A 13963-nucleotide genomic window follows, 5' to 3' on the forward strand; every position below is an offset into this window, starting at 1 on the left:
CGGCCGCGGCACGCTGCTGGGACCGATCATCGGCGCGTTCTCGGTGAATGGCCTGAACAGCTGGTTCACCGGCATGGTCCCGGACCTCTGGTTGTATGCACTGGGCATGCTGTTCATCCTGGTGACCTTGTTCATGCCGCAGGGCATACTGGGACTGGCCAGCAAGCTGCGCCGGGTGACGAAATGACTGAAATACTGCAAGCAAACCAGCCCTATGCCAGCCAGACGGGCGACGCCGCAGCTGAATACGGCCGCGTCAAGCCGGAAGGGGTCGACACCACCCACGGTGCGATCCTGTACCTGGAAGACATCACGGTGTCCTTCGATGGCTTCAAGGCCCTGAACAACTTGTCGCTCGATATCTCGGTGGGCGAACTGCGCTGCATCATCGGGCCCAACGGCGCGGGCAAGACCACGATGATGGATGTCATCACCGGCAAGACCCGGCCCAGCGCCGGCAACGCCTGGTTTGGCCAGACATTTGACCTCACTCGCATGACCGAATACGACATCGCCCATTTCGGGATCGGCCGCAAGTTCCAGCGCCCGACCGTATTCGAGCAGCATACGGTGTTCGAAAACCTTGAACTGGCGATGAAGACCAACAAGCGTGTGCGTCCCACGCTGTTTTTCAGGCTCGACTCGGAGCAGGAAGGAAAGATCGCCGAGATCCTGAAGCTGATCCGGCTGCAGGGGGAAGCATCCCGACTGGCGGGCTTGTTATCGCATGGGCAGAAACAATGGCTGGAAATCGGCATGCTATTGATGCAGGAGCCGCAGTTGCTGCTGCTCGATGAGCCGGTCGCCGGCATGTCGGATGCGGAAACCGCGCGCACTGCGGAGCTGCTCGATGAATTGCGTGGCAAGCACTCGATCATGGTGGTCGAGCATGACATGGCATTTGTCACCGAAATTGCCCGCGGCGGCAAAGTGACGGTGCTGCATGAAGGCGCGGTCCTGGCGGAGGGCAATATGCAACAGGTACAGTCGGACGAGCGGGTGATCGAGGTCTACCTCGGCCGCTAGACCATGGAAAAAAACGCGACCAAAGCGAAAAGAACATCATGCTCAACGTCAGTAAGCTGAACCAGTACTACGGCTCGTCGCATACGCTGCGCGGGGTCTCGCTGCAAGTTGAAAAAGGCGAATGCCTGGCACTGCTGGGTCGCAACGGTGTCGGCAAGACCAGCTTGCTGAAGTGCCTGATGGGCGTGCTACCGGTGGCCAGCGGGCAAGTGCTGTTCGAAGGCCGCGACATCACCAGGCTCAGTCCGCACCAGCGCGCCGGGCTGGGCATCGCCTATGTCCCCCAGGGCCGGGAAATCTTTGCCCGCCTGACAGTGGAAGAAAACCTGCTGATGGGGATGGCGCGCATGCCCGGACGACGCGCTTCGACCATCAACACCGAGGTCTACGAATTATTCCCGGTACTCAAAGAAATGCTGGGACGGCGCGGCGGCGACCTGTCGGGCGGACAGCAACAGCAACTCGCCATCGCCCGCGCACTGCTGGCCGAACCCAAACTGATCATCCTGGACGAACCGACCGAAGGCATCCAGCCATCGATCATCAAGGATATCGAGCGCGTGATCCGCTTGCTACGCCAGCGCGGCGACATGGCGATCCTGTTGTGCGAGCAATACTTCGACTTCGCGCAGGCATTGGCCGACAAATTCGTCGTGCTGTCGCGTGGCGAAGTGGTCGCAACAGGCCTCCAAGAGCAGATGGATAGCGAGGACGTGAAGCGGCACCTGGCGGTATAGTGCTGGGCATGGAAAAACTCGCCGGATTCGACACAGCCGCAACACCTGGCGCGCCCGACAGCCAGTCACAGCCGTGGCACGCGCGGCTGGCGCTCGGCTTCGCCGACGACCACGGCACGACGCGCCTGGTGGATCGCCGCCACAGCGGCCCGCTGCGCGTACAAAAACCCCTTTATCCGGAATCGCCAGCGGTTTGTCACGCCATCGTCGTGCATCCGCCCGGCGGCATTGTCGGTGGCGACCAATTGTCGGTCGCGGTCGAAGTTGGCGCGCATGCCGGCGCCTTCCTGTCATCGCCGGGCGCAGCGAAATGGTATCGCGCCGGTGGCCGCATCTCGCGCCAGCAACTGACAATGAATGTCGGAGCGCATGCCTCGCTGGAATGGATGCCGCAGGAAACGATCCTCTTTGACGCTGCAGAAGTGGAACTCGACAGCGAGATTTCACTGGCAGCGCACGCAACGTACATCGGATGCGAAATCCTTTGTTTCGGCCGTACCGCTTCCGGCGAAAGTTTTCGCAGCGGCGGCGTGACGCAGCGCAACCGGATCCGGCGTGAAGGCAAGCTGATCTGGTTTGAACAGGGCCGGCTGCAGGCCGGCACGGCGGCCATGAGCAGCCCGCTCGGCCTGGCGGGAAACAGCGTCTGCGCAACCCTGATTGCCGCCGGCAAGCAAGTCCCGGCGGCGCTGCTGCAGGCGATACGCGACGAACTCGAACCGCTTGCGCCCGGCTTTGGCATCACCCAACTGAAGCACGTGCTGGTGGCGCGTTACCTCGGCAATCGCAGCGAATCGGCCCGACACGCGATGCTGACCGCCTGGCGCCATTTGAGACCGATATTGATAGGACACCCCGGGGTCACGCCCCGCATCTGGAACACCTGAATACCTGCACCGCTGGATATTTGAACGACAAAATGACCGGACACACGAGGAGAAAACCATGGAGCTCACGCCCCGTGAAAAAGACAAGCTGTTGATTTTTACCGCTGCGCTGCTGGCCGAGCGCCGCCGCGCCCGCGGACTCAAGCTCAACTACCCGGAAGCGATCGCCTTGATTACCGCGTCGATCATGGAAGGCGCACGCGACGGTCGCAGCGTCGCCGAGCTGATGTCCGAGGGCACGCGCGTGCTGGGACGCGACGATGTGATGCCGGGCATAGCCGAAATGATTCCCGACATCCAGGTCGAGGCCACCTTCCCGGACGGCACCAAGCTGGTGACGGTCCATCATCCGATTGTTTAAGGGGCAGCCATGATTCCAGGCGAAATGCTGATCGAGCCAGGCGATATCGAAATCAACAGCGGCCGCGCGACCGTGACATTGGATGTCGCCAACAGCGGTGACCGGCCGATCCAGGTCGGCTCGCACTTTCATTTCTTCGAGGTCAATCCGTCGCTGCAGTTCGAGCGGGCGCTAGCCTACGGCATGCGGCTCAATATTGCCGCTGGCACCGCCGTGCGCTTCGAGCCCGGCCAGGGTCGGACCGTGGAACTGGTGGCGCTGGCAGGCGAGCGCACCGTGTTCGGATTCAATGCGCGAGTGATGGGGAAACTCAAATGACAAGAATCTCCCGCCAGGCCTATGCAGAAATGTATGGTCCCACTACCGGCGACCGTATCCGCCTGGCCGATACCGAACTGTTCATCGAAATCGAAAAGGATTACGCGACCTACGGCGAAGAAGTGAAGTTCGGCGGCGGCAAAGTGATTCGCGACGGCATGGGGCAGTCGCAACGTCCGCACGCGCAGGTGATGGACACCGTGATCACCAATGCCGTGGTACTGGATCACTGGGGCATCGTCAAGGCCGACGTCGGCATCAAGGGCGGACGTATCGCTGGCATTGGCAAGGCCGGCAATCCCGACATCCAGCCCAATGTGACGATGGCGATTGGCGCAGCCACCGAGATCATCGCAGGCGAAGGCCTGATCCTGACTGCCGGCGGCATCGACTCCCACATCCATTTCATCTGCCCGCAGCAGATCGAGGAAGCGCTGATGTCGGGCGTGACCACCATGCTCGGCGGCGGCACCGGGCCGGCGGTCGGCACGGCGGCGACCACTTGCACACCGGGTCCCTGGCACATCCGCAGCATGCTGGCGGCAGCCGATGCGTTTCCGATGAACCTCGGCTTTTTTGGCAAGGGCAATGCCAGCCTGCCCATACCGCTGGAGGAGCAGGTGCGCGCCGGCGCCATCGGACTCAAGTTGCACGAAGACTGGGGCACGACCCCGGCGGCGATCGACAATTGCCTGTCGGTGGCCGACCGCATGGACGTGCAGGTGGCGATCCACACCGACACGCTCAATGAGGCCGGCTTCCTGGAACACACACTGGCCGCCTTCAAGGACCGCACCATCCATACCTTCCACACGGAGGGTGCGGGCGGCGGCCATGCGCCGGACATCATTGCGGCTGTGGGCCAGTCCAATGTGCTGCCCTCGTCCACCAATCCGACCCGGCCGTACACCATCAATACACTCGATGAACATCTCGACATGCTGATGGTATGCCACCACCTCGATCCGGCGATTGCCGAAGACGTTGCCTTCGCCGAGTCCCGCATCCGGCGCGAGACCATCGCCGCCGAAGACATCCTGCATGATCTCGGCGCGATTTCAATGATGTCGTCCGACTCGCAAGCAATGGGACGGGTTGGCGAAGTCGTGATGCGGACCTGGCAGACCGCGCACAAGATGAAGACCCAGCGCGGCTGGCTGGCGCCCGATGCTGCATCCGGCGCCACGGTGACGGAACTCAATTCCCGCAACGACAATTTCCGCGTCAGGCGCTATATCGCCAAGTACACCATCAATCCGGCCATTACCCACGGCATTTCCCACGTCGTGGGTTCCATCGAAGATGGCAAGGTGGCGGACCTGGTGCTGTGGCGGCCGGCGTTTTTCGGTGTCAAGCCGTCGATGATCATCAAGGGCGGCATGATCGCCGCGGCGCAAATGGGCGATCCGAACGCGTCGATACCGACGCCGCAGCCGGTGCATTACCGGATGATGTTCGGCGCGTTCGGCGGCGCACTGAAAACCTCGCTGACCTTCGTGTCGCAGGCGGCCTTCCAGTCGGGCGTCGCGCAACAACTGGGGCTGACCAAGACCGTGGTCCCGATCCGCGATACGCGCAAGCTGCGCAAGAGCGACATGATCCATAACGGCGCCACGCCGGTGATGGAAGTCAACCCTGAAACCTATGAAGTGCGCGCCAACGGCGAGCTGCTGGTCTGCGAGCCGGCGGCCGTGCTGCCGATGGCGCAGCGTTACTTCCTGTTCTGATCGATCGCATGCTGACACTCCATACCAAGATCCCACACGCCGACACCATCGATGGCGAATTGGTCCTGCCCTACGACTCGCGTGAAAAGAGCCGCTTGCGTGCCCGCTTGCAGAGCGGCGAGGAAGTCGCCGTCTTCACGGTACGCGGCACGGTGCTGCGCGACGGCGACCTGCTGCGCGGCGAAGATGGCCGCGTGGTGCGCATCAGCGCTGCTGCCGAACAGGTCTACCGCGTCTCCTGCAATTCGGCGCGCGACTTGCTGCGCTGTGCATTCCACCTTGGCAACCGCCATACCCAGGCCCAGATCATCGACCAGGCTGACGGCCAATTCCTGCGCATCCGTTTTGACAGCGTGCTGAAAGACATGCTGCAAGGACTGGGCGCGACGGTCGAAGAAGAAAATGCACCGTTTGAACCGGAATCCGGCGCCTACGGCGGCGGCCATCACCATCACGGCGAACAAAACCTGCTGGCGCCGATACCATTGCGACAGAAAATCCATCGTCCCTCCGATCCGGACCAGGCCTGACATGCAGGCCGCCGCACTGCTCCATCTGTTGCAACTGTCCAGCCCCTCGCTGCCGGTTGGCGCGTACAGCTATTCGCAGGGCCTGGAAGCTGCACTCCAGAGCGGGCTGGTGTCGGACCCTGCCAGCGCCCGGCGCTGGATTGTCGACGCCTTGCACCAGGTCATGGCGCGCTTCGAAGCGCCCGTGCTCTGGCGACTGCTCAAAGCGTTTTCTGCGCGCGACGGCGACGCAGTGGCACACTGGAACGAGCAGTTCATCGCTGCGCGCGATACGGCTGAACTGCGCGCAGAAACCATACAGATGGGTTATTCCCTGACCAAGCTGGTGGAGTCGCTCGAACTCGGCGATGCGCCGCTGCTGGCGCTGCTCCAGCAACAAGATGAAGTACCCTTTCCCACCGCGCTGGCCTTTGCCGCGGTCGCGCTGGATGTGCCGCACCAGGAAACCTTACTCGGCATGCTGTTTTCCTGGGCCGAAAACCAGGTGCTGGTATGCGTGAAATCGGTACCGCTCGGGCAGGTGGCCGGGCAGCGATTGTTGCTGTCGCTGCGGGGGGAACTTGAATTGGCGGCCGCCAGCGCGAGCACCATTGGCGACGCCGAACTGTGCAACTGGTGCCCCTCGCTGTCGCTGCTGTCGATGCGGCATGAAGTCCAGTACAGCCGGCTTTACCGTTCGTGAACGGCGCAGCGAATGCCGGCCTGATGCGCAATGCTGGCGATGCAACCCACCCCCACATGAAGATCACCGGAAAAACCACCATGACGACTTCCAGACAAAACAATCCACTGCGCGTAGGCATCGGCGGACCGGTTGGCTCCGGCAAGACCGCGCTGTGCGAGATGCTGTGCAAGCGCATGCGCGACCACTACGACATGGCCGTGATCACCAATGACATCTACACCAAGGAGGACATGGAGATCCTGCTGCGCGCCGATGCACTGCCCGCAGAGCGATTAATGGGCGTGGAGACCGGCGGCTGTCCGCACACCGCCATCCGCGAAGACGCTTCGATCAACCTGGAAGCGATCGCCAGGATGAGCGCGGATTTCCCCGACCTTGACCTGATCCTGGTGGAGTCCGGTGGCGACAATCTTGCCGCCACCTTCAGCCCGGAACTGTCCGACCTGACGCTGTACGTGATCGACGTCGCTGGCGGTGAAAAAATTCCGCGCAAGGGCGGGCCGGGGATTACCCGCTCTGACCTGCTGATCATCAACAAGACCGACCTCGCCCCGCATGTCGGTGCGGATTTGGGGGTCATGGCGCGCGATGCCGCCAAACAGCGCGGCGTGCGACCGTTCATATTCACCAATCTGCGCACCGGTGACGGCGTCGAGGAAGTCATCGCCTTTATCCGCAAGCAGGGCCTGATGGAGGATTAGGCCGGAGGAATCGCTCACAAGCCGGGGCGCGATGATTTAATAAATTTGTTAAACGTTAATCCAAATTCGTTGATTGTTAGTTAACAATTTGACTATCCTCCTTAGAGTAGTGAGCGGCGCAAGAATCATGTGGGCTGCTCCCAACCTTCATGTTCTGGAAAGATTTCCAGAACATGCCCGAAGACAACGGGCAGGAAGAATCGTCCTGCGCCACCCATCAGGAGATATTAGCCAAATGCACGCCCTTTCAAATACCGCCGTCAGCAGTAGACCCGCGCATCCCGGCGCGACTGGAAGCTCCGATCGGCCTTCCGCATCGGTTGTAAAAAACTCGCAGATTCTGGCGAGCGTCTGTGCCGACATCGGGGCCCGGGTAAACAGCACGCAAGGATTGGGCGTACAGGAAATCTCTCAGAGTCCCTGCTGGCACGATATCTATCTGAACGTCGATCAGGCTTACCTGCACCACGCATTTCAGCAAATGGATGGACTGGTCACATGGTGCCGGGAAAATGGAATCGCCTTAACGCCACGCAAGGAAAAAGCAGAAGCCAGGGTCCACGCCAAACACGCGATTGCTCAAGCAAATTGCCCAAGAGTCGGATTTGTCGACGATTTCAAGGTCGTTTCCGACTTCATGGCCGGCCGGGTCAACTGCTCCGTGGTCGACATCGCGCCGACCGTCGAGAAGTTCCGTCAGCTTGCCGAGAAACACAATGGCTGGTGCGTGGTGCGCGGAAACGGCAACGACTCCTACGGCGCGCACAGGAAAGATGGCTCGTACAAGGATATTGTCCAGTACCTCTTTCTCTACCTGCCGGAGACCGGCCATGTCACTGAACTTCAGGTCGGCCACACCTTGGCGGCGGTCACGTTTACCGTTGACTCGTTTCTGCGGGACAACCGGACTACGCTTCCCCCCGAACAGCTTCCGATCGACCTCTGGGGCAACAAGGAAAAAGGCACCGATCTGTATCCAACAATCCGTGACTACCTGCTGCTGCAGGCCAATACCCCGGATAGCCCGGACTTGCCCGCCCGCCGGCAGCAATGCCTCGACGTCGCCGACCGACTCTTTGCGGGTACCGTCATTCCGCCCGAGGTCAAGGCGATACTGGATTCTCTCGCTTGAACCTGGCGACCCAAGCGGCGTTCATATGAGTTGACGCCGGACTCAGGCAAGGGATAGCCGCGTACCCCGCCACCAGGCAAAACGCCAACCGCAGAGGGTTGGCGTTTTGCTTGAACCGATTAGTGGCGAATCAGGGACTTGGCGCAGCCGAGACCGCGCCAGGCACGGTATAATCTCGCACGCTCGTGCGGCTGGTGCCTACTCCTGGAAACCGGTCACACGCCGACAAGGTCCGAGCCCAGGTTCAAAAAGGTGATCGATGGCATCCACTCCACGCAACGCGCGCAACAAAACGGCTGGCGCCCGGCCCGCCAGTTCGCGCTCGGCACCAGCTGACGCCGACGAGCCGGTCCGCGGCGCGGGCGACGGCGACACGCGCCGCTTCGTGCTGGGTAAAGTCTACGAGCTGATTTCCGAGCACGGGATCGAAAGCCTGAGCATGCGCACCGTGGCGCAAGCCGTGCAGATGAGTACGGGCACGATCAACCACCACTTTGGCAACAAGCGCGGCCTGCTGATTGCGGCCCTGGAAAGCGCCTACGAACTACCTTGGGACTGGGAAGAGTATCGCGGTTCACCGGCCAACCAGTTGCGCCGGCTGGTGCTGGGCTATGTGCTGCGCGGACAGCGCGACCGCTTCTGGCGCTTCTGGATCAATTACCTGGCGATGAGCACACGCGACGACGACATGCTGTCGCATCAGAAAGTGCGCTATGCACGACAGGAGCGGTTCTGGGCCAAGCTGATCAGCGACGCCATCGATGCCGGCGAATTCAAGTCCGATATCGATCCGCATAAAACCGCAGAGGCGCTACTGGTGCTGGCGCATGGTTTCCTGGTGCGTCAGCTGATCGTGCCCGATGCCGACACCCGCTCGCATGCCCGCAAGATGCTCAGCGAGGCCGTTGACCGGCTGGTCACGCCAACCACCTGATCCGGCAAGCGGATCCTGCCGCGAATCCTCAGCGCGTGCCGGGGAACATCGAACGGGCAATCACTTCCTTCATGATCTCGTTGGATCCGCCATAGATTCGCCCGACCCGTACATTGGCATACATGCGCGCAATCGGATAATCCATGATGAATCCATTGCCGCCGTGTAGTTGCAGGCACTGGTCGACAATCTCAAAACATTTCTGGGTGGCCCACCATTTCGCCATGGCCGCAGTTGCCGTGTCGAGTCCCTCATTGATCTCGCGCTCGATGCAATGGTCAACGAAGACCCGGGCAATGCTTGCTTCGGTCTGGCATTCGGCCAGCTTGAAACGGGTGTTCTGCAATTCCGACAAGTGCTGGCCGAATACCTTGCGGTCCTGCACATAGGCGACCGTCTCCTGCAAGGCCCGCTCCATCTGGTTGACCGCGTTGTAGGCGATGTACAGGCGCTCTATCGGCAACTGCTCCATCAACTGGCCAAACCCTTTGCCCTCTTCCGGCCCCAGCAGGTTTTCCAGCGGCACGCGCATCTCATCGAAAAACAGTTCTGCGGTGTCGGTGCCCTTGTTGCCGATTTTTTCCAGCACCCGTCCGCGCCGGAAACCGGGCAAGTCCCTGGTTTCGGCGACGATGATGGAGATATCGCGTGCACTATTGCCCGGACCGGTCTTGCAGACCACGCACACCAGGTCGGCATGGTAGCCATTGGTAATGAAGGTCTTGGAGCCGTTGATCACGTAATGATCGCCGTCCACGCGTGCCCGGGTGCGGATGTTGCGCAGGTCGGAACCGGCATCCGGCTCCGACATGGCGATTGCACCGACCATCTCGCCGCTGGCCATCTTCGGCAACCATTTTCGCTTCTGCTCTTCGCTGCCGTACGCCAGCAGGTAATGCGCAACGATGCCGCTATGGACCGTATTGGCAAAGCTGCCGATCAGGCAACGCGCCTGCTCGCCGAAAATCACCAGGTCATGCGCCGCCGTGCCGCCACCGCCGCCATACTCTTCAGGAATGCTGGCGCACAGCAGGCCGACTGCGCCGGCCTTGTTCCACGCATCGCGATCCATCAGCATGGCCTTTGACCAGCGCTCTTCGTTGGGCACGAATTCCGCCTCGAAAAAACGTCGCGCCGAATCACGCAGCAGCTCCAGCTCCGACGTCATCCATGAGGCGCGGTATCCGTCCATGTCAGTCCTTCGGTGGCTGCGCGCCCGGGGCCGGCGCTTGCTGCTGTGGATCGAGCGCCTGGTACATTTCGCGCAAGCGCGTTTTCAGTACCTTGCCGGTGGTATTGCGCGGCAGTCCGGGCAGGAAAAACACATGGCGCGGCTTCTTGTAGCTAGCAATCCGGTCGCGGCAATGCGCGATGATCGCCTCGGCATCTGCCGCAGCACCGGCCCGCAGTTCCACATAGGCGGCGACGGCTTCGCCAAACACCGGGTCGGGGACGCCGATCACGGCCGCATCGACAATGTCGGGATGCTCGTACAGCGCCGCTTCGACTTCCTTGGAATAAATGTTGTAGCCGCCGGACAGCACCATGTCCTTCTTGCGATCGACCAGGTACAGGAATCCCTCTGCATCGAAGCGGCCCATGTCGCCGGTGGCAAGCCAGCCGTCGCGGATCGTTTCTGCAGTTTCCTGCGGACGGTTCAGGTAGCCGCGCATGGTCGAGTACAGTCCGGGCACGCCGCTGCGCACCCACACCTCACCGACCTCGCCGGTCGCCACTTGCTGCCCATCGGTCGACATCAGTTTTACGTCGACACCCGGCCATGGCCGGCCGACCGATGCCGCATGGGTGATCTGTTGCGATGCATCCAGACCGGCAATCGCGCCGGCTTCGGTCATTGCATAAAATGAATACAGCCTGATCTGCGGCAGCGCTGCCTGCAGCCGCTGCTTCACATCGACCGGAAATGCTTCGCCGGTCGCCAGCATCACGCGCAGGCTGGCAAAGCGCTCCGGATGCGCTTCGATTTCCGGCAGCAACATGCGACCGACCGTGGGCACCATGCCCAGCACAGAGATGCTTTCCTGCTCGATCAGGCGGGCTGCTTCGGCTGCATCGAAACGCGGCATGATCACCAGCGTGCAACCATGCAGGATCATGTTCATCACGCGGGCAAACCCGGTGCGGTGCGCCAGGGGCGTGGTCGAAATCTGGCGGTCGCGTGCAGTCAGGCCCCAGTGGTAGCCATTGAGGTAGCCATTGACGAACGCGTAATTGGATTGGGTCAGGATGACGCCCTTGGCACGTCCGGTGGTGCCGGACGTGTAGCCGATCATGCAGTCATCGAAATCGAAGGGCACATCGGGCAACTGATCAGGGCTTGCCGCAATCAGCGCCTCCATGCCCGCAGGACCTGCGTCGTCCACGGCGATGGTCCGGATTCCTTCAATGCCCTCACTGGCGCGCGCGAAGGCGTCCGCCGTGACGGCGCTGATGAATGCGGCGCTGGGCTTGCTGTCGGCCAGGATATGGCTGATCTCGGGCACCGACAAAGGCAGGTTGACGGGCACCGTCACGGCGCCCGCCTTGACGACGGCAATAAAAGCCTGCACGAACTCGACGCCGCTTGGCAGGTAAATGCAGACGCGGTCGCCGACCTTCACGCCGGCTGAGCGCAGCCCCTGGGCCAGCCGGTTGGTGCTGCTATTGAGTTCGGCAAAGCTCAGCCGGCGATTGCCGCATATCACCGCATCCTTGTTGCCCATGGATGCTGCATGTGCCGTCAGGAAACTGGCAAATTTCATGTCCTCGCCTTAACGTCCGGTAAAGTTTGGCGTGCGCTTTTCGCGGAAGGAGGACAGGCCCTCTTCCTTGTCGTTGGAGAACGCAAGACTGAAGAAGGAGTCGGCCTCGATGTTCATCCCTTCCTGCAGGCTGACATTGGTGCCCCGCTCAATGGCCTGCTTGCAGTACATGACCGACAAGGGGGCGTTGCCGGCGATCTTCCTGGCCAGCTCGCGGCCGGCTTCCAGCGCCCCGCCCTTCTCGGCGACATGATTGACGATGCGCAGGCCCAGGGCTTCCTGCGCCGACAGCCGGCGTCCGGTCCACATCATTTCTTTGGCCAGCGGCTTGCCGATCAGGCGCGGCAGCGTCTGCGTGCCGGCGCCGCCCGGCATCAGGCCCAGCTTCGATTCGGGCAATCCGAATTGCGCGCCTTCGGCTGCCACGATCAGGTCGCACAGCATGGCCAGCTCGAAGCCGCCGCCCAATGCGTAGCCCTCTACAATTGCCAGTACCGGCTTGGTCACCTCCGGCAGCGTGCGGAACATCTGGTTGACCTTGCGACTGCGCTTGCGACGCCGCCACAACTCGAACATTTCTTCCGGGTCCTGCTTGAATTCGCTGGTGTCCACGCCGGTGCAGAACGCCTTCTCCAGGCCTTTGATCAGGATCGCGCGGCAGCTTCGATCGGCTTCCGCCTCTTCGATCACCTGCATGATTTCAGCAGCGGTCTGCTCGCGGATCGCATTGAGCTTGTCCGGACGGTTGATGGTGATTTCGACCCATTGTTCCTGACGTTCAACGATGATGTCCTGCATGTCTCACTCCCTCTATTCTTGTCGATTGGGCAAGCCGGGCGGCCAGGCGACCGGCAATCTCGACAGAAAGTGTACGACCTGTCGCACGATCGTGCAACAGGCATGAATTTATCGTGCGATTTTTCCGTGCGGCCAGTACGATTGGCCTGCGAAAGGCAGCGGCAAGGCCGTGGGTCTGCGGCCGCGGCGGCTAGGACTGCGGCACGTACCCGACCCCCAGCGCATCGAGGCCCGCCGTCAATCGCGCAAACGCGACCGGCACCTGTTGCGGATCACCTTTGACCCCAAGTTCGATATGACGGCGGTTGCCGGCGTCGCCCACGCTTGGCAGGCTGAACACCTTGATCATGCCGAACTCGGCTTCGACCGCCTCCATCAGCGGCGTCAGCGTCGATTCCATCGAGCCATAGACCATGACTGCCTGTTCGATCCATGCGTTGCGATGGAACAGATGCGCATAGTGCGTATCGAGCACCCACTCGACCATTGGCCCGGCCATCACCGGGAACCCGGGCACGAAATGATGGGCGCCGATGCCGCCCGCATTCAACACGGAAAATCCGGGAATCTTGTTGTAGGGATTAGGGATGATCTGCGCGCCTTTGGGAAACTCGCCCATCTTCAGCCGGTGCAAGTTGTCCGCCGCGTCGTAGTTCGGCGCAATGCCTGCTTCGCGCGCGGTGTCGGCGATGCGTTCCTCTATCTTCAGCTTGGCTTCCGGATGCAGGACCAGGGGAACCGCGAGCGCGGCGGCAGCGCATTGCCGGGTGTGATCGTCCGGCGTGGCGCCGATGCCGCCGAAACTGAACACGATATCTTCAGTGCCCAGCGTGCGCGCCAGGGTAGCCGTGATCAGCGCCGGATCGTCGCCGACGTAGTGTGCCCAGCCAAGTTGCAGGCCGCGTGCAGCCAATTGCTCGACGGACCGCGAAAAATGCTTGTCCGCCCGTTTGCCCGACAGGATTTCGTCGCCGATGATGATGAGTCCGAATGCCATTATTTTTCTGCTTCCTTCCGAGTTCAAGTAATGCGGTCTAGTAATGCGGAACGGCTAATTGATATCCTTCAGCAGCGGCGCCCCCGGCGCTGTCCCGCCCGGCGTTGCCGGCACTGGCGGAGCCGCGCTGGCGCTGCGGGCCTGCGCCAGTGCCTCCAGGCTGTAGTGGCTGAACCAGAGTCCGGAAAAAACGAAGATCACCACGTACAACCAGATCGATACCCCGGCCAGCAACGGAAAGAAAATCAGGCCCAGTGCACCGCCCAGCCACAGCAGCGTCGGCGCCGCGCCCATGACGCCGGTCATGACGCCGATGAAAAGCAGCGGCCAGCGATGCTGGCGCAGCAGCAGGCGCATTTCATCCCGGC

At 61.7% G+C, this 13963-nt stretch carries 15 protein-coding genes and 2 pseudogenes; 12 read left to right on the plus strand and 5 right to left on the minus strand.

What is annotated here, in order from left to right; all coding sequences use genetic code 11:
• The 12 genes and pseudogenes from Q7T64_RS14790 to Q7T64_RS14845 all read left to right on the plus strand — a co-directional run.
• Positions 1-187, plus strand: a pseudogene (locus tag Q7T64_RS14790) (urea ABC transporter permease subunit UrtC); the annotation flags it as partial.
• Positions 184-1026 (plus strand): urea ABC transporter ATP-binding protein UrtD, encoded by an 843-nt coding sequence (urtD, locus tag Q7T64_RS14795; RefSeq protein ID WP_304797264.1) that lies wholly within the window; start codon positions 184-186, stop codon positions 1024-1026. The pseudogene Q7T64_RS14790 and the gene urtD, both read left to right, overlap by 4 nt.
• Positions 1027-1064: 38 nt before the next feature.
• Entirely contained in the window at positions 1065-1763 is a 699-nt protein-coding gene (gene urtE, locus Q7T64_RS14800; RefSeq protein ID WP_304797266.1) for an urea ABC transporter ATP-binding subunit UrtE, read from the plus strand.
• 8 nt (positions 1764-1771) lie between these two features.
• Complete coding sequence (locus tag Q7T64_RS14805; protein WP_304797268.1) at positions 1772-2650, plus strand: urease accessory protein UreD; 879 nt, start codon at positions 1772-1774, stop codon at positions 2648-2650.
• A gap of 58 nt (positions 2651-2708) precedes the next feature.
• Positions 2709-3011 carry an urease subunit gamma gene (locus tag Q7T64_RS14810; RefSeq protein WP_304797270.1) on the plus strand — a complete coding sequence of 101 codons (303 nt, stop codon included), beginning with the start codon at positions 2709-2711 and terminating at the stop codon, positions 3009-3011.
• A gap of 9 nt (positions 3012-3020) precedes the next feature.
• Complete coding sequence (locus Q7T64_RS14815) at positions 3021-3329, plus strand: urease subunit beta (protein WP_304797272.1); 309 nt, start codon at positions 3021-3023, stop codon at positions 3327-3329.
• Positions 3326-5056, plus strand: a complete 1731-nt coding sequence (gene ureC, locus Q7T64_RS14820) for an urease subunit alpha (RefSeq protein ID WP_304797274.1) — start codon at positions 3326-3328, stop codon at positions 5054-5056. Before Q7T64_RS14815 ends, ureC begins: the two co-directional genes overlap by 4 nt.
• Positions 5057-5064: 8 nt before the next feature.
• Positions 5065-5586, plus strand: a complete 522-nt coding sequence (gene ureE, locus Q7T64_RS14825; protein ID WP_304797276.1) for an urease accessory protein UreE — start codon at positions 5065-5067, stop codon at positions 5584-5586.
• A gap of 1 nt (position 5587) precedes the next feature.
• Positions 5588-6268, plus strand: a complete 681-nt coding sequence (locus Q7T64_RS14830; RefSeq protein ID WP_304797278.1) for an urease accessory protein UreF — start codon at positions 5588-5590, stop codon at positions 6266-6268.
• An 80-nt stretch (positions 6269-6348) separates the two neighbouring features.
• Positions 6349-6972, plus strand: a complete 624-nt coding sequence (gene ureG, locus Q7T64_RS14835) for an urease accessory protein UreG (RefSeq protein WP_304797293.1) — start codon at positions 6349-6351, stop codon at positions 6970-6972.
• 235 nt (positions 6973-7207) lie between these two features.
• Positions 7208-8104, plus strand: a complete 897-nt coding sequence (locus tag Q7T64_RS14840; protein WP_304797281.1) for a hypothetical protein — start codon at positions 7208-7210, stop codon at positions 8102-8104.
• A 259-nt stretch (positions 8105-8363) separates the two neighbouring features.
• Positions 8364-9038, plus strand: coding sequence for a TetR/AcrR family transcriptional regulator (locus Q7T64_RS14845; protein ID WP_304797283.1), 675 nt, complete (start codon positions 8364-8366; stop codon positions 9036-9038).
• A 28-nt stretch (positions 9039-9066) separates the two neighbouring features.
• On the opposite strand, the gene Q7T64_RS14850 is transcribed toward Q7T64_RS14845, so the two are convergent.
• The 5 genes and pseudogenes from Q7T64_RS14850 to Q7T64_RS14870 all read right to left on the minus strand — a co-directional run.
• Positions 9067-10230, minus strand: a complete 1164-nt coding sequence (locus Q7T64_RS14850; RefSeq protein ID WP_304797285.1) for an acyl-CoA dehydrogenase family protein — start codon at positions 10228-10230, stop codon at positions 9067-9069.
• Between the two features lies 1 nt (position 10231).
• On the minus strand, positions 10232-11800 hold the full coding sequence (locus Q7T64_RS14855; RefSeq protein ID WP_304797287.1) for a class I adenylate-forming enzyme family protein: 1569 nt from the start codon (positions 11798-11800) through the stop codon (positions 10232-10234).
• A gap of 9 nt (positions 11801-11809) precedes the next feature.
• On the minus strand, positions 11810-12598 hold the full coding sequence (locus tag Q7T64_RS14860; protein WP_304797289.1) for an enoyl-CoA hydratase/isomerase family protein: 789 nt from the start codon (positions 12596-12598) through the stop codon (positions 11810-11812).
• Positions 12599-12788: 190 nt separating this feature from the next.
• On the minus strand, positions 12789-13595 hold the full coding sequence (locus tag Q7T64_RS14865; RefSeq protein WP_304797291.1) for a molybdopterin-binding protein: 807 nt from the start codon (positions 13593-13595) through the stop codon (positions 12789-12791).
• A gap of 54 nt (positions 13596-13649) precedes the next feature.
• A pseudogene (locus tag Q7T64_RS14870) lies at positions 13650-13963 on the minus strand (hypothetical protein); the annotation flags it as partial.

Origin of the sequence: Lacisediminimonas sp. (assembly GCF_030645335.1) — a bacterium.
Lineage (GTDB): Bacteria > Pseudomonadota > Gammaproteobacteria > Burkholderiales > Burkholderiaceae_D > Lacisediminimonas.